Origin of the sequence: Streptomyces sp. NPDC005805 (genome assembly GCF_040630445.1) — a bacterium.
Lineage (GTDB): Bacteria > Actinomycetota > Actinomycetes > Streptomycetales > Streptomycetaceae > Streptomyces.
Genome location: NZ_JBEXXN010000066.1, coordinates 1 through 22,701, shown reverse-complemented (window position 1 = coordinate 22,701; position 22,701 = coordinate 1). Strand labels below are relative to the sequence as shown.

The window sequence follows — 22,701 nt, the reverse complement described above, 5'->3', positions numbered from 1 at the left end:
AGCACGGAATCACCGCGCCGGATCACCCGGATCACAGGGCCGCGAGCGCCTTGACGTAGTCGTCGAGGTCCCGGGCGTCGGGCAGGTCGTTGACGACGGTCCAGCGCACCACGCCCTCCTTGTCGATGATGAAGGTGCCGCGCACCGCGCAGCCCTTCTCCTCGTCGAAGACGCCGTAGGCCCGCGAGGTCTCGCCGTGCGGCCAGAAGTCCGACAGCAGCGGGTACTCCAGGCCCTCCTGCTCGGCGAAGACGCGCAGGGTGTGGATCGAGTCGTTGGACACGGCCAGCAGCTGGGTGTCCTCGTTGACGAAGGCGGGCAGCTCGTCGCGGAGCGCGCACAGCTCACCGGTGCAGACACCGGTGAAGGCGAACGGGTAGAAGAGCAGCACCACGTTCTTCTCGCCCCGGTAGTCGGAGAGCGAGACGGTGCGCCCGTGGTTGTCCTTGAGGGTGAACCCGGGAGCCTTCGCGCCGACCTCGATCGCCATGGATGGTGCGTCCCTTCGTGAGCCGGGCCCCGGTGAACCGGACCGGGGGACCGGTGAACCTGATCCGTGGTTCGGCCCGGTGGGCCGAACCGGTGACCACCCCACCCTACGCAGAAGTGCGGGCGCGTGCGTGAGGCCCCCGCCGACCGGGGTCGGCGGGGGCCTCACGATGCTGCCGGACCGGGCCGGCGGCGCCTGCGGATCGCGCCGGGCGCCCGGCGCGCGGATTCAGCGCTTCTTCGCGGCCGCCTTCGGCGTGACCAGACGGGTGCCGTTCCAGTCCTTGCCGACGTTGGTGCTCTTGGTCTGGGAGAGGCCCGCCGTGGTGGCGGCCTCGCCGATCTCGCTGGGCTCGACATAGCCGTCGCGGCCCGTCTTCGGCGTCAGGAGCAGGATCTGGCCACCCTCTTCCATGTACGCGATGGCGTCCACCAGCGCGTCGGTGAGGTCCCCGTCGTCCTCGCGGAACCAGAGCACCACGGCGTCGGCCACGTCGTCGTAGTCCTCGTCGACGAGCTCGGTGCCTGTGGCCGCCTCAATGGCCTCGCGCAGCTCCGTATCGACGTCCTCGTCGTAGCCGATCTCCTGGACCACCTGGTCGGGCTGGAAACCCAGCCTTACGGCCAGGTTCGTCTCCGCGTGGTCCGCGGTCGCGCTCACGGCTTGCCTCCTGATCTTGTTCTTCCGGGAAATGCCTGGGGTCACGCGCACGGGCGTGACATTGGACCGTAGTCCACACGGGCGGGACGGATCGCGCAAGTACCCGGCCGTGCGGACCGCCGAAACGGTGACGTTTGCGGCCGTGTCGGCGCAACTCCCAACCCGCGGGCCGCCGCGGTGGCGCGGCGGTTCGCACCCTGTGAACCCCTATGCGCCAAAGCTACCCCTCGATCCGGCATTCGGAACCGAACGGCCGAACGAAACGGAGATCCGCTGTGGGCGTATGGTTGCGATTTGGCACCCCCCCGCGCCGGGGTAGGCGCTCCCCGCGGGGCCCCTCGGCGCCCCGTTGTCCCGGAGATCGGGGGTTACCCCTCGGTAGAGATGACGTACGCCTTCCACCAGGTACACGATGGGAGGCGGTGCGACAGCTTGACCGTCATCACTCATGCGCGTCTTCACCGCCGCGCGCGGCGGCAGACACCCGAACAAGCGAAGGAACAGCGTGGCTTCCGGATCCGATCGCAACCCGATCATCATTGGCGGCCTTCCCAGCCAGGTCCCCGACTTCGATCCCGAAGAGACGAAGGAGTGGCTGGACTCCCTCGACGCCGCCGTCGACGAGCGGGGCCGTGAGCGCGCCCGCTACCTCATGCTCCGCCTGATCGAGCGCGCCCGCGAGAAGCGCGTCGCCGTGCCCGAGATGCGCAGCACGGACTACGTCAACACCATCGCCACCAAGGACGAGCCGTTCTTCCCGGGCAACGAGGAGATCGAGCGCAAGGTCCTCAACGCCACCCGCTGGAACGCCGCGGTGATGGTCTCCCGCGCGCAGCGCCCGGGGATCGGCGTCGGCGGCCACATCGCCACCTTCGCCTCCTCCGCCTCCCTGTACGACGTCGGCTTCAACCACTTCTTCCGGGGCAAGGACGACGGCAAGGGCGGCGACCAGATCTTCTTCCAGGGGCACGCCTCCCCCGGTATCTACGCCCGCGCCTTCCTGCTGGACCGGCTCAGCGAGCAGCAGCTCGACGCCTTCCGGCAGGAGAAGTCGAAGGCGCCGAACGGCCTCTCCAGCTACCCCCACCCGCGGCTGATGCCGGACTTCTGGGAGTTCCCGACCGTCTCGATGGGCCTCGGCCCGCTCGGCGCGATCTACCAGGCCCGGATGAACCGCTACATGGAGGCGCGCGGTATCGCCGACACCTCCGACTCGCATGTCTGGGCCTACCTCGGCGACGGCGAGATGGACGAGCCCGAGTCGCTGGGCCAGCTCTCCATCGCCGCCCGCGAGGGCCTGGACAACCTGACCTTCGTGGTCAACTGCAACCTCCAGCGCCTCGACGGCCCGGTGCGCGGCAACGGCAAGATCATCCAGGAGCTGGAGTCGCAGTTCCGCGGCGCCGGCTGGAACGTGATCAAGCTGGTGTGGGACCGCACCTGGGACCCGCTGCTCGCGCAGGACCGGGACGGCGTGCTGGTCAACAAGCTGAACACGACCCCGGACGGCCAGTTCCAGACGTACGCCACCGAGACCGGCTCCTACATCCGGGACCACTTCTTCGGCGGCGACCACCGGCTGCGCGCGATGGTCGAGAACATGACCGACCACCAGATCCTGATGCTCGGCCGCGGCGGCCACGACCACCGCAAGATCTACGCCGCGTACCAGGCGGCCCGGGCGCACAAGGGCCAGCCGACGGTCATCCTGGCGCAGACGGTCAAGGGCTGGACCCTCGGCCCGAACTTCGAGGGCCGCAACGCCACGCACCAGATGAAGAAGCTCACGGTCGACGACCTCAAGGGCTTCCGCGACCGGCTCCACATCCCGATCACCGACGCCCAGCTGGAGTCCGGCCTGCCGCCGTACTACCACCCGGGCCGGGACTCGGAGGAGATCCAGTACATGCACGACCGGCGCACGGCGCTGGGCGGCTATGTGCCGACCCGGGTGGTGCGCTCGAAGCCGCTGGCCCTGCCGGACGACAAGACGTACGCGGCCGTGAAGAAGGGCTCGGGCCAGCAGTCGATCGCCACCACCATGGCCTTTGTCCGCCTGCTGAAGGACCTCATGCGGGACAAGGAGATCGGCAAGCGCTTCGTGCTGATCGCCCCCGACGAGTACCGGACCTTCGGCATGGACTCGTTCTTCCCGAGTGCGAAGATCTACAACCCGCTGGGTCAGCAGTACGAAGCGGTCGACCGGGAGCTGCTGCTCGCGTACAAGGAGTCGCCGACCGGGCAGATGCTGCACGACGGCATCTCGGAGGCCGGCTGCACGGCCTCCCTGATCGCGGCGGGCTCGGCCTACGCGACGCACGGCGAGCCGCTGATCCCGGTGTACGTCTTCTACTCGATGTTCGGTTTCCAGCGCACCGGTGACCAGTTCTGGCAGATGGCCGACCAGCTCTCGCGCGGTTTCGTGCTGGGCGCGACCGCCGGGCGCACCACCCTGACCGGTGAGGGCCTCCAGCACGCGGACGGCCACTCCCAGCTGCTGGCCTCGACCAACCCGGGCTGTGTCGCCTACGACCCGGCCTTCGGCTTCGAGATCGCGCACATCGTCAAGGACGGTCTGCGCCGGATGTACGGCGGGGACGAGGAGCACCCGCACGGCGAGGACGTCTTCTACTACCTCACCGTCTACAACGAGCCCATCCAGCACCCGGCCGAGCCGGAGAACGTGGACGCGGAGGGCATCCTCAAGGGCCTGTACCGCTTCAAGCAGGGCGAGGCGGGCGAGATCCCGGCGCAGATCATGGCCTCGGGCGTGGCCGTGCCGTGGGCCGTCGAGGCGCAGCGCATCCTCGCCGAGGAGTGGAACGTCCGGGCCGACGTGTGGTCCGCGACCTCCTGGAACGAGCTGCGGCGCGACGCGGTCGACGCGGACGAGCACAACCTGCTGCACCCGGAGGAGGAGCAGCGCGTCCCGTATGTGACCTCCAAGCTCTCCGGCGCGCAGGGCCCGTTCGTGGCGGTCTCGGACTGGATGCGCTCGGTCCCGGACCAGATCTCCCGCTGGGTGCCGGGCACGTACACCTCCCTGGGCGCGGACGGCTTCGGCTTCGCGGACACCCGGGGCGCGGCCCGCCGGTACTTCCACATCGACGCGCAGTCGATCGTGCTGGCGGTGCTGACCGAGCTGGCGCGGGACGGGAAGGTGGACCGGAGCGTCCTGAAGCAGGCGATCGACCGCTACCAGCTCCTGGACGTGGCGGCGGCGGACCCGGGCCCGGAGGGCGGCGACGCGTAACGCGCGCGGAGCGCGCGGGACCCGCGGAGGGGGTGACGGCCGGCGGCCGTCACCCCCTCCCGCCGTGCCGGGGGGCGGCCGGCCGGGGACCCGGTCGGCCAGAGCCCGGCGGCCCGGGCGGGTCAGCGTTCCCAGACCTTGAACGCGCGGACCCGGTACGGGGATTCGGGGACCCAGGTGCCCTTGCCCGGGTAGGTCTCGAACTCGCCCGTCTCGGCGCACTCGGCGGACTGGTAGGTGGTCACCGGGCGGCCGGTGCGGTTGGCGAGGGCGGCGGCCGTGGTGCCCGCCGGGAGCGGGACGCAGCTGTCGATGTCGAGCCCGGCCAGCTCATGGACCTGACGGGGGCCCTGGAAGCCCGTCCGGGCCCAGAGGCACAGCTCCCCCGCCCCGCAGGCGCCGAGTCGCGGGGGCGCGGCGGTGGGGGCCGCCTCAGCGGCTGCGGGCGGCGGGCCCGGTGGCGGGGCGGTGGGCGTGGCCGAGGCCGCGGTGGTGGTCAGGGCGCACGCGGTCAGTAACGCGGCGAGCAGGGTCCCGCGCATGCGGATCGGCATCGGAATCAACCCCCGTGGGTCGTATGAACGGTCGATCCCCAGCCTGACCTGCCCGGACCGTCCGCCGGAACACCCCGAGGGCCTGATCATCCGGATAGGCGACAGCCCCGCCGGGAGGTCCCGACGGGGCTGTCACAGGCCCGGAATTGACGCTTCCGAGGACCTCCGAGGCCCCCTGGAGCGCGGTGCGCGGGCGCGTCAGATGTGCACGCCGCCGCCCGCCGCGTCCGCGTTCGCACCGCGCTTGGTGAGCAGTGCCACGCCCGCGGCGACCACACCGACGACACCGGCGACGGTGAACGCCAGGCCCATCCCGGACATGAACGTGTCATGGATGACATCACCGATACGAGTGGCGAGGTCGGGCGTCATCCCCGGCGCGTCGGCCAGCTCGCGCGGGACGGCCCCGAACTCGGCCGCCTCCTCCAGCCGCGGGTCCGGTGGCACCGGAATGCCCGCCTCCCGCCAGTTGTCCGCGAAGTCCGCGCTGACCTTGGAGGACATCACCGCGCCCAGCACGGCCGTGCCGAGCGCGCCGCCGACCTGCATGGCCGCCTGCTGGAGGCCGCCGGCCACACCGGACAGCTCCAGGGGCGCGTTGCCGACGATGACCTCGGTAGCGCCGACCATGACCGGGGCGAGGCCCAGGCCCAGCAGGGCGAACCAGAGGGACATCGCGAAGGTGCTGGTCCCCTCGGTGAGGGTGGTCATGCCGAACATCGCGGTCGCGGTGCACACCATGCCGCCGACCAGCGGGACCCGGGGGCCGAACTTGGTGATCAGCACACCGGCGAGGGGCGAGGAGAGGATCATCATCGCGGTCAGCGGCAGCAGCCGCAGTCCGCTGTCGACCGGGCTCAGGCCCTGCACGCCCTGGAGGTAGAAGGTCACGAAGAACAGGCCGCCCATGAAGGCGAAGGCCATCAGGACCATCAGGATCGTTCCGGCGGTGAGCGGTACGGAGCGGAACATCCCGAGCGGGATCAGCGGCTCGCGGACCCGGGTCTCCCAGGCGCCGAACAGCAGGAAGAGGACCAGCGCGCCGGTCAGGCAGAGCCAGGTGTTGAGGCCGCCCCAGCCCCAGGACTCACCGGCCTTGATCAGGCCGTACACCAAGGCGCCCATCGCGCCGGAGAGCAGCACGATGCCGGGGATGTCGAAGGAGCGCGGCGCGTTCGCGGCGCGGTGGTCCCTGAGGATCACCAGGCCGAAGACGAGGGCGACGACGCCGACGGGGACGTTGATGAAGAAGACGGACTGCCAGCTCACGTGCTCGACGAGCAGGCCGCCGACGATCGGGCCGCCGGCCGTGGAGGCGCCGATGACCATGCCCCAGATGCCGATCGCCATATTGAGCTTCTCGGCGGGGAAGGTGGCGCGCAGCAGGCCGAGGGCGGCCGGCATCAGGAGCGCGCCGAACAGGCCCTGGAGCACCCGGAAGAAGATCACCAGGCCGATCTCGGTGGAGAAGCCGATCGCGGCGGAGGCGGCGGCGAATCCGGCGATGCCGATCAGGAAGGTCTGGCGGTGGCCGAAACGGTCACCGAGCTTGCCCGCTGTGATCAGGGCGACGGCCAGCGCCAGCAGATAGCCGTTGGTGATCCACTGGACCTGCGAGAGGGAGGCCCCCAGGTCCCGCTGGATCGCGGGGTTGGCGATCGCGACGATGGTGCCGTCCAGGGCGACCATCATGACGCCGATGGCGACGGCGAACAGGGTCAGCCAGGGGTGTCCGCGCAGCCCCCTGCCCGGTGCCGCCGGGGCGGAGTCCCGAGGACCCCCGGGTTCACTCGACGCCTCTTCGACGGTGGTCTGACTAGTCATACCCGGGAGGCTAATGTCAGCGACTGACAGTTGACAAACGGGTTCGCGCACCGGCCGCCGTCATCCTGGTCACAGGTAGCCTGAGCTGGTACGCGGCAGGAACAGCAGCGCAAACGCGGCAGGAACGCGGCCCACGAGTACGACGCGGGAACGCGGCGCGGATGAACAGCAACACCACGCACGGCGAAGAGGACGGTGACGTGACGGTCGAGCAGACCGGACTGCGGGCCCGCAGAAAGCAGCGCACCCGCGACGCCCTGGTGCGGGCCGCCCTGGAACTCTTCACCGCGCAGGGATACGAGCGCACCACGGTGGACGAGATCGCCGAGGCCGTGGAGGTCTCCCAGCGCACCTTCTTCCGCTACTTCGCCAGCAAGGAGGAGGCCGCCTTCGCCGTCCAGGACGTCATGGAGTCGCACTACCTCGCGGCCCTGCGCGACCGTCCGCCGCACGAGGCCCCCTTCGAGGCCATGGGCAACGCCGTGTTCGCGTCCTGGGACACCATCGAGGAGGCGATCTCCGACATCGTCCCCGTCGAACTGCACTGGCGCAGCTATCTGGTGATCGAGTCGACGCCCACCCTCCTCGCCGTGCTGATGCGGCGCTCCGCCGAGTCGGAGGAGGTGATGGCCCGGCTGATCGCCGAACGCGAGGGGCTGGACGTGGACCGGGACCCCCGGCCCCGGGTCGCGGTCGCCGCCTTCGGAGGGGTGATGCGGGCCGCGGGCCGGCTCTGGGGACAGGGGGACGATCCCCGGGCCGAGGCCATCCGGGCGCTGATGGAGACGTATATCGCACAACTCGGCCCCGCCCTCGCCGAGGACTGGCGGCGGTCGCCGGCGCGCCCGGCGGACTGACACACGCCCGGGGCGCACAACCTCCCCGCGCGGCGGGCGGCTTGGCGTCCGACGCGCCGCCGCGCCCCTCCCGCGCCCGCGCACGCGCCGTGAACGGGGCGGCACGGAACGGGAGACGGCACTCCCGTCGACCCCCACACTCCGCACACGGAACGTCACGTTCCAGGGCCCTGATCCCCGTTCGCGCGTGATGTGCCTCACGCCCCGCACGAGCCCCCTCGCGCGTCTCCTAGGGTGTTCCGCAGTGACTTCCTTCGACTCCACTCCGAACCCGACCGCCTGGCGCGTCCTGCTCGCACTCACGGTCGTCCTGATCATGCTGGCGACTTCCGGCTGGACCGTCATACGACATCAGAGCGGTCCCGGGAGCGCTCTGGGCGCGGAGCTGGCCCGCTGGCACAAGGCCGGCCTCGCCGGGCGGGCCCTGCCCCCGGCGGACGCGGAGCCGGGTCGGCTGGCCGCGTTCTTCGCCTCGCTCGGCGACCGGGCGAGCGGCCGGCTGGTGGCCGACTACCCCCATGTCGTCGGGAATCTCAACGGAGCGCCGGTGACCCTGCGTTACCGTGCGAACCGGCTGGCCCTCGGCGAGGCGCTGGCGGCGGAGCGGAAACGTGTCGCCGATCCGGGGCTGACCCCGGAGGGCCATCAGGAGGCGGTGCGGCGGATGCACCGCTTCGGCGCGCTGATGGACGAGGACCGGCAGATCCTCGCCTTCGACCCGGCCGGACCGGGCCGGGTGGCGGAGGTGTTCGGGGATCTCGACCGGGCCGAGCGGGTCTCGGTGATCGTCCCCGGCGTCGACACCAATCTGCTCACCTTCCAGCGGACCGCCCGGAAGTACTCCGCCCCCGTCGGCATGGCCCAGTCCCTGTACGCGGCCGAGCGGGCCGCCGCGCCCCGGGTGCGCACCGCCGTCATCGCCTGGGCCGACTACACCTCGCCGGTGGGCGTGGGCGTGGACTCGGCCACCGGGCGGCTCGCGGAGAGCGGCGCCCAGCGGCTGACCGCGCTCACCGAGGCGCTGCCGGGCAGTTCCCGGGTGGCCCTGTTCTGCCACAGCTACGGCTCGGTGGTGTGCGGGGTCGCGGCCCGGGGCCTGCCCTCCCGGGTCGAGGACCTCGCGGTCGCCGGAAGCCCCGGGATGCGGGCCGAGAACGTGGCCGGACTGGGCACGGCCGCCCGTGTCTGGGCCGCCCGGGACAGCGACGACTGGATCCAGGACGTGCCCCATATGGAGGTCGGCGGCCTCGGACACGGCGAGGACCCGGTGACGCCGGAGTTCGGCGCGCGGGTGGTCTCCGCGGAGCGCGCGATCGGCCACACCGGCTATTTCGAGCCGGGTACGGAGAGTGTCCACAACTTCGCGGAGATAGGTGTCGGCGCCTACGACGGCATCACCTGCGCGAGCGGCGACGACACATGCCGCAGTGGTATTCGCGGCGCAACGGGCGGAATACGCGCGTAGAGGCCGCGCGCGGGCCGGAGCAACCGGGTTTCCGCCGAGGGGCGACGGAGCGGCGGTCGGCGCATACGATGAGGCGCATGGGTGACGTACTGGCCGGAATTCAAGCCACCTGGGAGTTCGAGACCGACTCCGTGCTCATCCGCTTCGAACGGGGGATACGGGCGCCGAAGCTGTTCTCCGCGCTGCGCGAACGGCGCATCCCCCACGAGGCGTTGGCCGCGGTGACGCTCTCCCCGGGCAAGCGGGGCACCGTCGTGCTGCGTGCCGTGCCCAGACCCGGTTCGGACCCCCTGATGGACGCGGCGGACGGCCAGCTCAAGGAGGGCTCCGACCCCTACCGCCTGGTCCTCCCCGCCGACCGGGAGACCCTCGCCGAGTACTACGCCGACGAGCTGCGCGCCCGGATCGGCCCGCACGCCGACGAGCCCGCCGACCGGTACCTGGTCGCCGCCCCCGAGGCGCCCCTCGGCTTCAAGGCGTACGACGGCAAGGCGTCCTTCGACGGCTCGAAGGTGGCGTTCCGCTGGTTCTGGACGGGCGCCTCGACCGCCAAGTGGAAGGCGGGCGACCAGAGTTTCGCGCTCTCCGAGCTGAGCGGGGTGGAGTGGCGCTCGCCGGAGCTGCTGGAGGGCTATCTGCGCCTGCTGCGCCGGGGGAGCGAGAGCGGGCCCGCGCAGCCCGACCAGGACCCGGCGGCGGTCGTCTTCGGCCTCGGCTACGGGCCGGTGCACGAGTCGCTGCCGTTCGCGGCGGCCGTGCTGGAGTCGGTGCGCGGCCAGAGCCCGGCCCCCGCCCTCTCGGTCCCGGCGGCCCGCCGCGACCCGGCGGACATCGCGGACCGCATCCGGCACCTGGGCGATCTGCACGGTGCGGGGCTGGTGACCGACGAGGAGTTCAGCCGCAAGAAGGCGGAGCTGCTCGCGGAGCTGTGACGGGCTCGGTCGCCGGACCGGGCCTCGGTGACGGGCCGGGCCTCGGTGACGGACCGGACACCGCGCGGGGCGGGGCGCTGTGACGGCCCGGGCGCCCGGGGACGGCCTACGCTGGGGCCCGTCATGACCGGACCCTCCCCCGCCCCGCGCCCCTCGCCGCCCCCGGGCGACGGTCCCCGCGCGCGCCTGCTGCGCCGGCTGCGGCGCGGCGCCCGGGTCGTCGCCGCCGAGCTGGGCACCGCCTCCCCCGACGCCGCGCCGCTCTTCGGCGGCGCCGGGCCCCGGTGGGTGCGGTGGCTCCCGTACCTCGTGGTGTTCGGCTGCGTCTCCGCCCTGCTGCCGGTCACCGTCACCGTGCTGATCCAGGACTACCGGCTCAACGGCGCGCTCGCCGGGGCGCTCGCCACCGCGCAGACCGCGCCGCTGCTGCTCGCCGTCACCCGCCCCATGCACGCCTGGTGGATCGTCCTCACCGCCGACGTCCTCGGCGCCTTCGCGCTGCTGGGCGCGGACGGCACCGAGGGCCGGTCCTGGCCGTGGACGCCGATGGTGGTCGTCGGATACCTGGTCCTGATGGCCTGCCTGGGGCTGCGCGAGCCGCGCCGCCGGCTGGTCGCGGTCTGGCTGGCGACCGGGGCGGCGGGGCTCCTCTTCGAGCTGGTGTCCCAGCGGTACAGCGACGGCGTGCACCTGCTGCTGTTCGTGCTCAGCGGCGTGGTGCTGGTGGTGACGGGCGCGCTGCGCGAACGCGGCGAGGCCCAGCGGCTGCTGCACGCCCAGGAGACGATCAGCGAGGCGGAACGCGCCCAGCGGACCCTGCTGGAGGAGCGCACCCGGATCGCCCGGGAACTGCACGATGTGGTGGCCCACCACATGTCGGTCATCACCGTGCAGGCGGACTCCGCGCCGTACCGGATCGACGGCCTCCCGGACGCGGCACGCGAGGAGTTCGCGTCGATCGCCGCCGGGGCGCGCGAGTCGCTGACCGAGATGCGGCGGCTGCTGACCGTGCTGCGCAGCGACGGGTCGGCCGGCGAGAAGGCCCCGCAGCCCGGCCTGGAGCGCGTCCCCCAGCTGGTCGCGGCGACCGTGCGGGCGGGGGTGCCGGCCGAACTCTCCCTCCCCGAGGCGCTGTCCGGGGGCGGGTCCGGTTCCGAATCCGGGTCCGGGGGCGGGTCCGGGGGCGGGGAGGTGCCGCCCGCCGTGGACCTGTCCGCGTACCGGATCGTGCAGGAGGCGCTGGCCAATGTGGTGCGCCACGCGCCCGGCGCGCGCACCCGGGTGTCGATCACTGCCGACGACCGGGAGCTGACCGTCCTGGTGGTCAACGGCCCGCCGTCCGGGGCGGTTTCACCGCTGGAAGCGGCCGGCACCGGGCACGGTCTGGTCGGGATGCGGGAGCGCGTACGGTTGACCGGGGGCACCCTGGACGCCGGGCCGCTGCCGGACGGCGGCTACCGGGTCGCCGCCCGCCTGCCGCTGGACGGCGGCGATGCGGCACCCGGCGTCGGGGACACGGACACCACCGGGGGCGGCAGTTGACCATTCGCGTGATCATCGTGGACGACCAGGCCATGGTCCGCGCCGGGTTCGCCGCGCTGCTGGCCGCGCAGCCGGACATCGACGTGGTGGGCGAGGCGCCGGACGGACGGCAGGGCGTGGCGGCGAGCCGGTCCCTCCACCCGGACGTGGTCCTGATGGATGTGCGCATGCCCGAACTCGACGGACTGGCCGCCGCCCGGGAACTCCTGGACCCGCCGGCGGGTGTGGTGCACCGGCCCAAGGTGCTGATGCTGACCACCTTCGACGTGGACGACTACGTGTACGAGGCGCTGCGCGCGGGCGCCTCGGGCTTCCTCCTCAAGGACGCGCCCCCGGCCGACCTGATCGCCGCGGTGCGGGTGGTGGCGGCCGGGGACGCGCTCCTCGCGCCGTCCGTGACCCGCCGTCTGATCGCCGAGTTCGCCGCACAGCGCCCCGCCCCGCGCCGGGACCCGGCCCTCCGGCTGAACGGGCTCACCCCGCGCGAGACGGAGGTCCTGGAGCTGATGGCGCGGGGGCTGTCCAACCAGGAGATCGCGGGGCGTCTGGTCCTCGCGGAGCAGACGGTGAAGACGCACATCGGGCGCGTCCTCGCCAAGCTGGACCTGCGCGACCGGGCGCAGGCGGTGATCTTCGCGTACGAGTCGGGGCTGGTCCGCCCCGGCGACACCGCGCGCTGACGCGCGACCTCTGTCGCGGGCGTCTCCACCACCCCCTACCCCGGTATGACCTCGCGGTTGGCTCCGTGGTGTGACGCCCCCTCACCCGTCCCCTTCCTACCTTCCTCTCCGCCGCCGCACCCGGTGGCCGAGACGCGAAGGAGGGGCGGATGCGCCGCTACGGAAGGACCCTGGTCGCCGTCGCGCTGACGACGAGTGTGGTGGCGGGGACGGCGGGCTGGGCGTCGGGGAGCGCGCAGCGGGCGGTGACCGGTCCGCCGCCGGGCGCGGACGCCTGGCGGGCGGACACCTCCCTGGGGCGGGCCCTGCCCGACCCGGCGACGGCGGCGCCCGCCGAGGTGGCCGCCTTCTTCGCCGCGACGACCCCGGCCGAGGACCGGGCGCTGGCGCGCCGCCACCCGCTGGTGGTGGGCAACCTCGACGGCGCGCCGGTCCGGCTGCGTTACACGGCGAACGCGGCGGCCGTACGCGGCACCCCGTTCGCCCACCTCGCCGCGGACGGCCGCCGCGTCCTGGCCTTCGACCCGCGCGGCCGGGGCCAGGTCGCCGAGGTCTTCGGCGACCTGGAGCGGGCCCGGCACCTCGCGGTCGTGGTCCCCGGCTCGGACGTGGACGCGGGGACGGCGGAACGCGCGTCCGACCCGTACGGCACCCCGGCCGGAATGGCCCGCGCGCTGCGGGCCGCCGCCGGGCCGGACACCGCCGTGGTCGCCTGGACCGGCTACACCACGCCCGTGGGCGTCGGGCTGGACGCGGCGACCGGCGCGCTGGCGGAGGCGGGGGCCGAGCGGCTGGCCCGGTTCACCCGGGGGCTCGCGGCGGCGGGCGCACCCCGCCCGGCGCTGTTCTGCCACAGCTACGGCTCGGTCGTCTGCGGGCTGGCCGCGCGCCGGACGTACGCCCGTGACCTGGTCGTCCTCGGCTCCCCCGGGATGCGCGCGGAGAACGCGGCGGCGCTGGGGACGGACGCGCGGGTGTGGGCGGCGAAGGACCCCTCCGACTGGATCGCCAAGGTGCCGAACGTGCGCTTCGCGGGGCTCGGCCACGGCAACGACCCGGCCGCCCCCGCCTTCGGCGCCCGCCGGGTCCCCGCGGAGCGCGCCGAGGGCCACACCGGTTACTTCGCCCCCGGCACGGACTCCCTCGCCGCCTTCGCCACGATCGCGCGCGACGCCGTGCCCGCCGGGGGTGCCCGATGAGCGCGCCGGCGGCCCGGGGCAAGGCAGCGGCGGCCCGGTTCACGGCCCTCGCCGCCCGGATCGACGCGCGGACGCCCGGCGACCGGGACCGGGCCGTCGACGGGCTGCGCGCCCTCGCGCTGCTCGCCGTGCCCACCGGTCACTGGCTGCTCGGCGGCTTCACCCGGGACCCCGGCGGCGCCCTGCACAACGCGAGCCCGCTCAGCGCCTTCGGCGCGTTCGCACCGGTGAGCTGGGTCCTCCAGATGCTGGGGATCTTCTTCCTGGTCGGCGGATACGCCTCCGCCCGCTCCTACGCGCGCCGCACCGGTTCGACCGGCGCGTGGCTGCGGCGGCGGATGGTCCGCCTCGGCCGCCCGGTGCTCGGCGTCACCGCCGTGTGGGCGCTCCTCGTCCCGGTGCTGACCCTGCTCGGGGTGCCGGACACCACCCTGCGGACCGGCGCGACGCTGGTCGTCCAGCCGCTCTGGTTCGTCGGCGTCTACGCGGTGATCACCGCGCTCACCCCGCTCTGCGTCCGGGCCGCGCGGCGGGCCGGGGTGTGGTCGGCGCTCCCCCTGCTGGGGACGGTCGCGGTGGTGGACGCGCTGCGATACGGGCCGTGGGCGGCGGAGGTACCGGGCTGGGTCGCGGCGGTGAACATCCTGCCGGGGTGGCTCTTCGCGTACCAGCTCGGGGCGGCCTGGAGCGCGGGCCGGCTGACGCGGCGGCACGCGTGGGGGCTGCTCGCGGGCGGCGCGGCGCTCTTCGCCGTGCTGCTGCTCCTCTGCGGCTACCCGGCGTCGATGGTCGGCGTCCCGGGCGCGGCGCGCACCAACTCGCACCCGCCGTCGCTGCTGGTCCTGGCGCTGGGCGCGGCCCAGAGCGGCGCGGCGGTGCTGCTGCGGGACCGGCTCGCCCGGCTGCTGGCGCGGCCCGCGCTCTGGGCGCCGGTCGTGGTGGTGAACCTGTCGGCCATGACGATCCTGTGCTGGCACCAGACGGCGATGCTGGCGACGGCCGTCCCCGCGGCCTCCCTCGCCGGGGCGGTCCCGGGGCTGACGACCCCGCCGGACACCCTCGCGTGGATCGCGGCGCGCCTGGCCTGGCTGCCGCTCTTCGCGGGGCTCCTGGCGCTGATCGCCGCGCGGGCGCGGGCACTTGAGGCCCCCTGGCCGCACGGCGCCCGCCGCCTGCGGGCCCTGGCGGGCCTGCTGGGCGCCGGCTTCGCGGTGTACGCGCTGGGCTGGGCGTGACGGGGGCCGGGGCCGGGCCCGGCGCAACGGCCCACCCCGCCCGGTCCGGGCCCGGGCCGCCGACGCACCCCGCCCGGACCCGGGCCCGGGCCGGGCCCAGACCCGGGCGGATCACGCGCCCCGGCCCGGAACTACTCCCGCGCCGCCGAGGTCGAGGACATGTCCGGGTACCGGTCCCCCGCCACCTCCGCCGCCAGCGGCTCCAGGGCCGCCAGCTCCTCCGCGTCCAGCCGCAGCGCCGTCGCGCCGACGTTCTCCAGGAGGCGGGCGGGCTTGCGGGTGCCCGGGATCGGGACGACCGGGAGGCCGTGGACCTCCGCCCGCTGCTGGACCCAGGCCAACGCGACCTGCGCCGCCGTCGCCCCGTGCGCGGCGGCGATCTTGTGGACCGGTTCCAGCAGGGCCGCGTTGGTCCGCGCGTTCTCGCCGGTGAAGCGCGGCTGGAAGCGCCGGAAGTCGCCCTCGCCCAGTTCCCGGCCCGCGTCGGCGAACGCGCCCGTCAGGAAGCCCCGCCCGAGCGGCGAGTACGGGACGAAGGCGACGCCCAGCTCCGCCGCCGCGCCGACCGCGCTGCGCTCCACGTCCCGGCTGAACAGCGACCACTCGGACTGGAGGGCCGCGATCGGGTGGACGGCGTGCGCCTCGCGCAGCTCCGCGCCGGTCACCTCGCTCAGCCCGAGGTGCCGCACCAGCCCGCGTTCCACCAGCTCGGCCATGGCACCGACGGACTCGGCGAGCGGCACGGCCGGGTCGCGGCGGTGCATGTAGTAGAGGTCGATGACGTCGACGCCGAGCCGCCGCAGACTGCCCTCGACGGCCTGCCGGATGTACGCCGGGTCGTTGCGCACCACCCGGGCCTCGTCCCCCGCGCTCCGGTCGATGGCGAACTTGGTGGCCAGGGTGATCTCGTCGCGGTGCGCGGCGACGAACGGCGCGAGGAACTCCTCGTTCGCGCCCATCCCGTACATGTCGGCCGTGTCGAAGAGGGTGACGCCCCGGTCGAGGGCCGTACCGAGGGTGGCGCGGGCGGCGGACTCGTCGGTGTCGCCGTAGAACTCGCTCATGCCCATGCAGCCGAGGCCCTGGACGCCCACGAGGGGCCCGTCCGTGCCCAGGCGCACCCGGTCGATCCGCTGGTCAGCCGCGCGGGCGGAGCTGTCGTCGGTCATGGGGGGTCAGCCCTTCCTGGACGCCTCGCGGGCGTCCGCGTAGAAACCGATCTTGTGGTCCAGCACGGCGAGGGTGTCCTGGAGTTCGGCGATCCGCGTGATCACATCGGTGCGGGTGCGCTCCAACAGCTCGCGCCGGGCGTCGACGGTGTCCTCCCCGGCGCGGACCATCTCCGCGTACGCGACCATGTCGGCCACCGGCATGCCGGTGAGCCGCAGCTTGCCGACGAAGGACAGCCAGTCCAGGTCGCGGTTGGTGAAGCGGCGCTGCCCGGTGTGGGAGCGGTCGACGTGCGGCATCAGCCCGATCCGCTCGTACCAGCGCAGGGTGTGCGCGGTGAGTCCGGTCAGGGCGGCCACCTCGCTGATCGTGTAGCGGTCGCTGCCGTCGGGGCGCGGGTGCGCGGGCGGCGCGGACCGGCAGAGGTCGACGCGGGCGGCGGGCCGGGCGGGTGTGCTCTCGATCACCGTCATCCCCCCACGCTAGGACCTTGGAGTGCACTCCAGGCAAGCGGAATCGGGGCCGCCGTCCGCTGGGCGGAACAGGTTCGCGGGCAGCCCCGCCCCCCACTAGCCTGCACCGCCATGAGCGCCGCACGCCGTGCCGTCCCCGGGGACGCCGAAGAACTCGTCCGCCTCCGCCAGGTCATGGAGGAGTCACTGTCCGGCCCGGCGGCCGACCTCGGCTGGCGCCCCGCCGCCGTGGCCACCCTCCGGGACCGTCTCGGCGACCCGGACGGGACCATGGCCGCGTACGTCATCGACCGGCCCGGCGGCCCCGGGCTCGCGGCCTGCGCGGTGGGCACCATCGAGCACCGCCTCGGCAGTTCGGCGAACCCCCGGGGCACCACCGGCTATGTGTTCAGCGTCGCGACCGACGGCGACCAGCGCCGCCGGGGCCACTCCCGGGCCTGTGTGGAGGGCCTGCTCGACTGGTTCCGCGAGCACGGCGTCCGCCGCGTGGACCTCCGCGCCTCCCCCGAGGCCGAACCCCTCTACGCCTCCCTGGGCTTCGTCCGCACCCCGGACCCGGCGATGCGGCTGAAGCTGTAGCGGCGCGCCGGGAGCAGTGGCGGCCGCCGCCGGGAGCCGTAGCGGCCGTCGGGCGGTCGCGGGGCACGGTCTAGGCTCGGGGGCATGCAGAGCCTGGCGATGATCGAGAACTGGCCCGTCCCCACCGCGGCGGCGGCCGTGGTGCGTGCGGACGGGAGGGTGGCCGGGGCGCACGGGCCGACGGACCGGCCGTTTCCGCTCGCCTCGGTGACCAAGCCGCTCGCGGCCTACGCGGCGCTGGTCGCGTACGAGGAGGGCGCGATCGAGTTCGACGAGCCCGCCGGGCCGCCCGGGTCGACCGTGCGGCATCTGCTCGCGCACACCTCGGGGCTCGCCTTCGACGAGGACAAGGTGTCGGCCGGGCCCGGGACCCGGCGGATCTACTCCAACACCGGGTTCGAGGCGCTGGGCGACCACATCGCCAAGGCGACCGACATCCCGTTCGCCGACTACCTGCGCCAGGCCGTGCTGGAACCCCTCGGCATGACCGCGACGAGGCTGGCGGGCTCGCCCGCCAAGGACGGCGTGTCCACCGTGGACGACCTGGTGCGCTTCGCCGCCGAGGTGCAGGCGCCGCGTCTGCTGGACCCGCGCACGGTCCTGGAGGCGATGACCGTCACCTACCCGGGCCTCGCGGGCCTGCTGCCCGGGTACGGCCGGCAGACCCCGAACGACTGGGGCCTCGGCTTCGAGATCCGGGACGGCAAGTCCCCGCACTGGACGGGGAGTTCGTCCTCCCCGCGCGCCTTCGGCCACTTCGGCCAGTCCGGCACCTTCCTGTGGGTCGACCCGGACGCGGGCGCCGCGTGCGTCGCCCTCACCGACCGCGCCTTCGGCCCGTGGGCGATCGAGGCGTGGCCGCCGTTCACGGACGCGGTCCTCGCGGAGCTGCGGGACGGCGCCACGGCGTAGCGCGGGCCGCCCGGCCCCTTCCGGCCGGCCGCACCCGGCTCCGGCGACCCGGCCCGGTCCGCCCGGTCCCCGCGACCGGGCCCGCCCGGTTCAGCCCGTCGCCCGCGTGGCGACCGGCTCAGTCCGGCGGCGAGGTCGCCCCCGCGCCCGGCCGGCAGCGGGCCCCGGGCAGCGGGCCGTCCGTGCCCCGGAGGACCACCCGCAGCGTGCCGTCCGCGCGCTGCGCGTGGGAGATCGTGCAGACGAGCTGGCGGCGCGCCACCGGGCCCAGGTCCCCCAGCGGGGCGGCGAACACGGCGGTCACCGTGTCACCCGCCGCCGTGACCTCCTTCGGGGCGGCGGCCGGTGCGGGCAGGGCGGGGTCGTTGCGCAGCCCGGCGCGCCTCTCGTTCTCGCGCGGGCCGGCGAGGAGTTCGGCCACCGCCTTGACCGGGGACGGCGGTCCCGGGACGGCCCCCTGGGTCGGGGGTTCCTCGTACTCGGAGCCGAAGAAGCCGTCCTCGTTGTTCCCGGCCCCCCACGCGTTGTCCACCATCCGGGGCACGGGCATCAACTGGCCGTCCGTCGAGACGAAGAACAGCAGCATGCTGACGCCCGGCCCCGGGAGGATGTCCAGGACGGGCGGGCTGCCCGCCTCGATGACGTCGGTCTCCTGTATGCCGCAGGCGGTGAGCGGGAGGAGCGCCGCGAGCAGCCAGGCGGCGGGGCGGCCCCGGAGGCGCGGGCCGAGGCGGAGGCGGTGCTTCATGAGTGCGCCACCCCCTCGCCCGGCCGGGCGTCGCCGTCCGGCCCGGTGTCGCCGTCCGGCCGACCGCGCAGCGGCAGTTCGACGGTGAAGACCGCGCCGCCGCCCGGCGCGTTCGCCGCCCGGACCGTGCCGCCGTGCAGCCGGACGTTCTCCTGGGTGATCGCCAGGCCGAGGCCGCTGCCCGCCGAGCGGGTACGGGCCGCGTCCGCCTTGAAGAACCGGTCGAAGATGTGCGGCAGCACCTCGGGCGCGATCCCGGGGCCGGAGTCGGCCACCTCCACGATCAGGTGCTCCCCCTGGACGGACAGCCGGACCGTGACCGGTTCGCCGCCGTGCCGCAGGGCGTTGCCGACCAGGTTGGCCACGACCACGTCGAAGCGGCGCGGGTCGAGGCGGACCCGGATGCCCGGGGGCAGGTCGGTGCGGACCCGCCCCTGCCAGTGCCGGGCCGCCAGCGTCTTGCGGACGGTCTCGGCGGCGTCGACCTCGTCGGTGTGCAGTTCGGCCGCGCGGGCGTCGAAGCGGGAGATCTCCATCAAATCCTCCACCAACACCGCGAGTTTGCCCGTCTCGGCGCTGACCAGACGGACGGCCCGGGCGGTGTCCGGGTCCAGGCCCTCCGCGTCCTCGTCCAGCACCTCGGTGACGGCGAGCATCCCGGCGAGCGGGGTGCGCAGTTCGTGGGAGACGTCGGAGGCGAACCGGCGGGCCCGGGCCTCGGCCTGCTGGAGTTCGTCCACGGAGCGTTCCAGCTCCCCCGCCGACTCGTTGAACGTCCGTGCCAGGTCGGCGAGTTCGTCCCGGCCCCGGACGGTGATACGGGTGTCGAGCCGGCCGCTGCCCATGGAGTGCGCCGCGCGCCGCAGTTCGCGCACCGGCCGCAGCACGCTCCGGGCGGCGAGCAGCGCGGGCACCACGGCGACGGCCAGACCGGGCAGGGCGCCGTCCCGGGCGGCGGTGAACAGCGCCTCGATGTTCGCCTCCTGCTCGGTCATGCGCATCACGGCGAACACCACCAGCCCGGAGGGCACGGCGGCGGCCCGCGCCGGGTCGGTGCGCACCATCAGGGGCATCCCGACGGTGAAGTACGGGACGCCGTCGCGCACCACGCGCTCGAAGCTGGCGTGGGTGGTCGTCAGCGCGGCCCGCCGCAGCTCGGGCGTGATCACGGTCGAGGTCGGGTTCTGACCCGAGGAGACCCGCAGGGAGCCGTACTCGGCGAAGACCACCCAGGGCTGGGGTTTGGCCTTCGCGGCGATGACGAAGAGGAGTTCGCGCAGGGTGTCCGGGTCCGGGGGCAGGCTCGGCGCCAGGTTCTGCACCTGCTCGCGGAAGGAGGCCACGGCGGTGTCCTGTGCACTGGCCAGGACGGCGCTGCGGGCCTCGCGGTAGGTCAGCGCGGAGCTGGTGGCGGAGCTGACGACGGCGACGAGGAGGAACGCGAGGACGAGGCGGGTGCGCAGCCCGAAGCGCGCGATCCGGCGCGTCCTCGGCGGCGTGGCCGGGACGGCCGTGGCACCGGTACCGGTCCGCGCCCCCGCCCGGAGCAGCCTCACAGCGGGCCGAAGCGGTAGCCGAAGCCCCGCAGGGTCTGGATGTACCGGGGACTGCCCGCCGGGTCCTCGATCTTGGTGCGCAGCCGCCGTACGCACGCGTCCACCAGCCGTGCGTCCCCGTGGTAACTGTGCTCCCAGACGTGCTCCAGGAGCTGCTGGCGGCTGAAGACCTGCTCCGGGGCGGCGGACAGGTGCAGCAGGAGCTTCAGCTCGGAGGGCGCGAGGGCGAGGCGGGTACCGGCCCGGGTGACGGTGAGCCCGGCGCGGTCGATGGCGAGGTCCCCGTGGTGCTCGACGGCGGGCCGCGCCCCGGCCGGGTCCTCGATACGGCGGAGCACCGCGCGGATACGGGCCTCGATCACCTCGGTGCGGGCGGGCTTGACGATGTAGTCGTCCGCGCCCGCCTCCAGGCCGATGACCACGTCGAAGTCGTCGCCGCGCGCGGTGAGCATGATGATCGGCAGCTGGCTGGTCTCGCGCACCCGGCGGCAGACCTGGACGCCGTTCATCCCGGGCAGCATCAGGTCGAGCAGCAGCAGATCGGGCCGGAAGGCGCGCAGGGCGTCGAGCCCGGCCTCGCCGGTCGCGGCGGCGAGGACCTCGTGGCCGCGCCTGCGCAGCCCGAGCTCGACGCCCTCGCGCACGGAGGGGTCGTCTTCGACGAGGAGGACGCGGGGCATGGCGATGACTCCAGGGGGTGAGGGCGGTGGGGAATCCCGCCGGTGGGGAAGAGCACGGGAGCGGCCCGGACGGTTCCCGGACCTGAACGGTGTGAGCGGTGTGAGCGGTGTGAGCAGGGCGAGAGATGCGCGTGGGGCGGGCGGTGTCACCGCTTCCCGCCCGGCCGGGCCCGGCGCAGCCGCCCCGCCACCCGGCCGAGCAGCGTCTCCAGCTCGGTCAGCCGCAGCGGCCTCGCCAGCAGCGCGAACACCGCGAGGACGGCGACCGACCCGGCCCCGGCCCCGGCCCCGGCGAACGCCCCGCCGGGCTCCGCCCAGCGCGCCACGAGGTGCCCGAGCGGGGCGGCGGGGACGGCGGCGACGAGCAGCCGCGCCTGCGCGGCCACCGTCGCCGACCGCCACAGCCCCCCACGTGCCCCCGACGCGGACCCGGGACCGGATGCGGGCTCAGCCCCCAGCCTGCGCCGCAGCACCACCGCCGTGACCAGCCACCCCGCCACCAGCGCCACCGAGTACGCCCCCGCGATCCCGGTGACCGCCCAGCGCGCGGGCAGCACCAGCCAGGCCGCCCACGACAGCGCCGCGTTCAGCCCGGCGATCACCAGGTTCAGCAGGAACGGCGTCCGGGTGTCGGAGAGCGCGTAGAAGGTGCGCGAGAGGACGTACTGCCCGGAGAACGCGACGAGCCCCGGCGCGAACGCCATCAGGATGCCCGCCATCACGGCCACGTCCTCCGCGCCCGTCGCCCCGTACCCGTAGACCGTCCCCATCAGCGGCTGCGCGAGGGCGAGCAGCGCGCAGGCGGCCGGGACGACCAGCGCGGCGCTGCGGCGGAGCGCGTACGCCACGTCCCGGCGCAGCGCGGCCGTGTCCCCGTCGGCCGCCGCGCCGCTCATCCGGGGCAGCAGGGCGGTCATCAGGGAGACGGTCACGATGCCGTGCGGCACCGCCCACAGGACATAGGCGCTGGTGTACGCGCTGAAGCCCGCGCCCTCCACCCCGGCCTCCTGCGCGGCGAGGCCCGCCGAGGTCGCGAGCCGGGTGGTCACCCAGTACGCGGCCTGGTTGGTGAGGACGAGCAGCACCAGCCAGCCCGCCGAGCGCAGCGGCCGGGTCAGCCCGGCGCCCCGCCAGTCGAAGCGCGGCCGGAAGCGGAAGCGGGCCGCCCGCAGGGCCGGGAGGAGGGCGGCGGCCTGGACCGCGATCCCGGCGGTGGTGCCCCAGCCGAGCAGCGCGGTCTCGCCGGGGGTGAGCCGGCCGCCGTCGCCGGTCGCCAGGTAGAGGCCGAACACGGCGATCACCACGACGTTGTTGAGCACCGGCGTCCACATCATCGCGCCGAACCGGCCGCGCGCGTTCAGCACCTGCCCGAGCAGGGTGAACACGCCCAGGAAGAAGATCTGCGGCAGGCAGTAGCGGGCGAACGCGACGGTCATCGCGCCCTGTTCGCCGGAGTAGTCGGTGTACGCGCCGATGATCGCGGGCGCGGCCCACACGGCGGCGGCGGTCAGCGCGAGCAGGGCGAGGACGCAGACGGTCAGCAGCCGGTCGGTGTAGGCCGCGCCGCCGTCCGCGTGCTCCTTGCCCGCGCGGACCAGCTCGGGCACGAAGACGGCGTTGAGCGCGCCGCCGATCAGGAGCATGTAGACGATGGTGGGCAGCGCGTTCCCGACGGCGTACCCGTCCGCGACCAGCCCGACGCCGAGGGCCGCCGCGACGACGGCGGACCGCGCGAACCCGGTCGCCCGGGACACCAGCGACCCGGCGGCCATCACCAGCCCGCTCCGCGCGACCGACGGCGCCTTCCCGCCGTCCCCGCCGGACCCGGCGGACCCGGCGGGAGCGCTGCCGGTCTCCCCCGCCGGAGCCGCGCCGTTGCCCCCGGCCGGGGG

At 74.3% G+C, this 22,701-nt stretch carries 20 protein-coding genes; 10 read left to right on the top strand and 10 right to left on the bottom strand.

From position 1 onward, the window contains the following. Positions 1-31 precede the first annotated feature (31 nt). Both ABZ457_RS26955 and ABZ457_RS26950 read right to left on the bottom strand, forming a co-directional pair. Entirely contained in the window at positions 32-490 is a 459-nt protein-coding gene (locus ABZ457_RS26955) for a peroxiredoxin (protein ID WP_359162312.1), read from the bottom strand. Between the two features lie 228 nt (positions 491-718). After that, a complete protein-coding gene (locus tag ABZ457_RS26950) occupies positions 719-1,150 on the bottom strand; it encodes a DUF3052 domain-containing protein (RefSeq protein WP_359162309.1) in 432 nt (143 codons plus the stop codon). Between the two features lie 505 nt (positions 1,151-1,655). Here ABZ457_RS26950 and aceE point away from each other — a divergent pair. Then, on the top strand, positions 1,656-4,403 hold the full coding sequence (gene aceE / locus ABZ457_RS26945; protein ID WP_359162306.1) for a pyruvate dehydrogenase (acetyl-transferring), homodimeric type: 2,748 nt from the start codon (positions 1,656-1,658) through the stop codon (positions 4,401-4,403). A 122-nt stretch (positions 4,404-4,525) separates the two neighbouring features. On the opposite strand, the gene ABZ457_RS26940 is transcribed toward aceE, so the two are convergent. Next, positions 4,526-4,945, bottom strand: coding sequence for a peptidase inhibitor family I36 protein (locus ABZ457_RS26940; RefSeq protein ID WP_359162348.1), 420 nt, complete (start codon positions 4,943-4,945; stop codon positions 4,526-4,528). A 210-nt stretch (positions 4,946-5,155) separates the two neighbouring features. Further along, positions 5,156-6,781, bottom strand: coding sequence for an MFS transporter (locus tag ABZ457_RS26935; RefSeq protein ID WP_359162303.1), 1,626 nt, complete (start codon positions 6,779-6,781; stop codon positions 5,156-5,158). A 161-nt stretch (positions 6,782-6,942) separates the two neighbouring features. Here ABZ457_RS26935 and ABZ457_RS26930 point away from each other — a divergent pair, with 161 nt between their 5' ends. From ABZ457_RS26930 to ABZ457_RS26900, 7 genes are all read left to right on the top strand, one after another. Beyond that, entirely contained in the window at positions 6,943-7,638 is a 696-nt protein-coding gene (locus tag ABZ457_RS26930; RefSeq protein WP_359162300.1) for a TetR family transcriptional regulator, read from the top strand. Positions 7,639-7,882: 244 nt separating this feature from the next. Continuing rightward, positions 7,883-9,103, top strand: coding sequence for an alpha/beta hydrolase (locus ABZ457_RS26925; RefSeq protein ID WP_359162297.1), 1,221 nt, complete (start codon positions 7,883-7,885; stop codon positions 9,101-9,103). Positions 9,104-9,180: 77 nt separating this feature from the next. Then, positions 9,181-10,035: a DUF4429 domain-containing protein gene (locus tag ABZ457_RS26920; protein WP_359162293.1), complete on the top strand. Its 855-nt coding sequence runs from the start codon at positions 9,181-9,183 to the stop codon at positions 10,033-10,035. A 123-nt stretch (positions 10,036-10,158) separates the two neighbouring features. Next, on the top strand, positions 10,159-11,577 hold the full coding sequence (locus tag ABZ457_RS26915; RefSeq protein WP_359162290.1) for a sensor histidine kinase: 1,419 nt from the start codon (positions 10,159-10,161) through the stop codon (positions 11,575-11,577). Next, positions 11,574-12,257, top strand: coding sequence for a response regulator transcription factor (locus ABZ457_RS26910; RefSeq protein ID WP_359162287.1), 684 nt, complete (start codon positions 11,574-11,576; stop codon positions 12,255-12,257). The genes ABZ457_RS26915 and ABZ457_RS26910 overlap by 4 nt, the downstream gene beginning before the upstream one ends. A 149-nt stretch (positions 12,258-12,406) precedes the next feature. Then, the gene (locus tag ABZ457_RS26905) at positions 12,407-13,456 is read left to right on the top strand and encodes an alpha/beta hydrolase (protein WP_359162285.1); all 1,050 of its coding nucleotides are present in this window, start codon (positions 12,407-12,409) and stop codon (positions 13,454-13,456) included. After that, positions 13,453-14,691, top strand: coding sequence for an acyltransferase (locus ABZ457_RS26900; protein WP_359162282.1), 1,239 nt, complete (start codon positions 13,453-13,455; stop codon positions 14,689-14,691). Before ABZ457_RS26905 ends, ABZ457_RS26900 begins: the two co-directional genes overlap by 4 nt. Before the next feature lie 131 nt (positions 14,692-14,822). Here the strand turns inward: ABZ457_RS26900 and ABZ457_RS26895 are convergent, their stop codons facing one another. After that, a complete protein-coding gene (locus tag ABZ457_RS26895; protein WP_359162279.1) occupies positions 14,823-15,860 on the bottom strand; it encodes an aldo/keto reductase in 1,038 nt (345 codons plus the stop codon). Positions 15,861-15,866: 6 nt separating this feature from the next. Then, positions 15,867-16,334, bottom strand: coding sequence for a MerR family transcriptional regulator (locus ABZ457_RS26890; protein WP_359162276.1), 468 nt, complete (start codon positions 16,332-16,334; stop codon positions 15,867-15,869). A 111-nt stretch (positions 16,335-16,445) separates the two neighbouring features. On the opposite strand from ABZ457_RS26890, the gene ABZ457_RS26885 reads away from it, so the two are divergent. Then, positions 16,446-16,913, top strand: coding sequence for a GNAT family N-acetyltransferase (locus ABZ457_RS26885; protein WP_359162274.1), 468 nt, complete (start codon positions 16,446-16,448; stop codon positions 16,911-16,913). 84 nt (positions 16,914-16,997) lie between these two features. Next, on the top strand, positions 16,998-17,825 hold the full coding sequence (locus tag ABZ457_RS26880) for a serine hydrolase domain-containing protein (RefSeq protein ID WP_359162272.1): 828 nt from the start codon (positions 16,998-17,000) through the stop codon (positions 17,823-17,825). A gap of 118 nt (positions 17,826-17,943) precedes the next feature. On the opposite strand, the gene ABZ457_RS26875 is transcribed toward ABZ457_RS26880, so the two are convergent. The 4 genes from ABZ457_RS26875 to murJ form a co-directional block, all read right to left on the bottom strand. Further along, the gene (locus tag ABZ457_RS26875; protein ID WP_359162269.1) at positions 17,944-18,573 is read right to left on the bottom strand and encodes a hypothetical protein; all 630 of its coding nucleotides are present in this window, start codon (positions 18,571-18,573) and stop codon (positions 17,944-17,946) included. Continuing rightward, positions 18,570-20,051, bottom strand: a complete 1,482-nt coding sequence (locus tag ABZ457_RS26870) for a HAMP domain-containing sensor histidine kinase (protein ID WP_359162345.1) — start codon at positions 20,049-20,051, stop codon at positions 18,570-18,572. The genes ABZ457_RS26875 and ABZ457_RS26870 overlap by 4 nt, the downstream gene beginning before the upstream one ends. Positions 20,052-20,125: 74 nt before the next feature. Next, positions 20,126-20,809 carry a response regulator transcription factor gene (locus tag ABZ457_RS26865; RefSeq protein WP_359162266.1) on the bottom strand — a complete coding sequence of 228 codons (684 nt, stop codon included), beginning with the start codon at positions 20,807-20,809 and terminating at the stop codon, positions 20,126-20,128. Positions 20,810-20,955: 146 nt separating this feature from the next. Next, a partial coding sequence (gene murJ, locus ABZ457_RS26860) for a murein biosynthesis integral membrane protein MurJ (protein WP_359162263.1) occupies positions 20,956-22,701 on the bottom strand: 1,746 nt, incomplete at its 5' end.

Coding starts and splice junctions, on each gene's coding strand:
- ABZ457_RS26955 (WP_359162312.1), bottom strand. CDS start 490: ATGGCGATCGAGGTCGGCGCGAAGGCTCCCGGGTTCACCCTCAAGGAC.
- ABZ457_RS26940 (WP_359162348.1), bottom strand. CDS start 4,945: ATGCGCGGGACCCTGCTCGCCGCGTTACTGACCGCGTGCGCCCTGACC.
- ABZ457_RS26935 (WP_359162303.1), bottom strand. CDS start 6,781: ATGACTAGTCAGACCACCGTCGAAGAGGCGTCGAGTGAACCCGGGGGT.
- ABZ457_RS26930 (WP_359162300.1), top strand. CDS start 6,943: ATGAACAGCAACACCACGCACGGCGAAGAGGACGGTGACGTGACGGTC.
- ABZ457_RS26920 (WP_359162293.1), top strand. CDS start 9,181: ATGGGTGACGTACTGGCCGGAATTCAAGCCACCTGGGAGTTCGAGACC.
- ABZ457_RS26915 (WP_359162290.1), top strand. CDS start 10,159: ATGACCGGACCCTCCCCCGCCCCGCGCCCCTCGCCGCCCCCGGGCGAC.
- ABZ457_RS26905 (WP_359162285.1), top strand. CDS start 12,407: ATGCGCCGCTACGGAAGGACCCTGGTCGCCGTCGCGCTGACGACGAGT.
- ABZ457_RS26900 (WP_359162282.1), top strand. CDS start 13,453: ATGAGCGCGCCGGCGGCCCGGGGCAAGGCAGCGGCGGCCCGGTTCACG.
- ABZ457_RS26895 (WP_359162279.1), bottom strand. CDS start 15,860: ATGACCGACGACAGCTCCGCCCGCGCGGCTGACCAGCGGATCGACCGG.
- ABZ457_RS26890 (WP_359162276.1), bottom strand. CDS start 16,334: ATGACGGTGATCGAGAGCACACCCGCCCGGCCCGCCGCCCGCGTCGAC.
- ABZ457_RS26885 (WP_359162274.1), top strand. CDS start 16,446: ATGAGCGCCGCACGCCGTGCCGTCCCCGGGGACGCCGAAGAACTCGTC.
- ABZ457_RS26880 (WP_359162272.1), top strand. CDS start 16,998: ATGCAGAGCCTGGCGATGATCGAGAACTGGCCCGTCCCCACCGCGGCG.
- ABZ457_RS26875 (WP_359162269.1), bottom strand. CDS start 18,573: ATGAAGCACCGCCTCCGCCTCGGCCCGCGCCTCCGGGGCCGCCCCGCC.
- ABZ457_RS26865 (WP_359162266.1), bottom strand. CDS start 20,809: ATGCCCCGCGTCCTCCTCGTCGAAGACGACCCCTCCGTGCGCGAGGGC.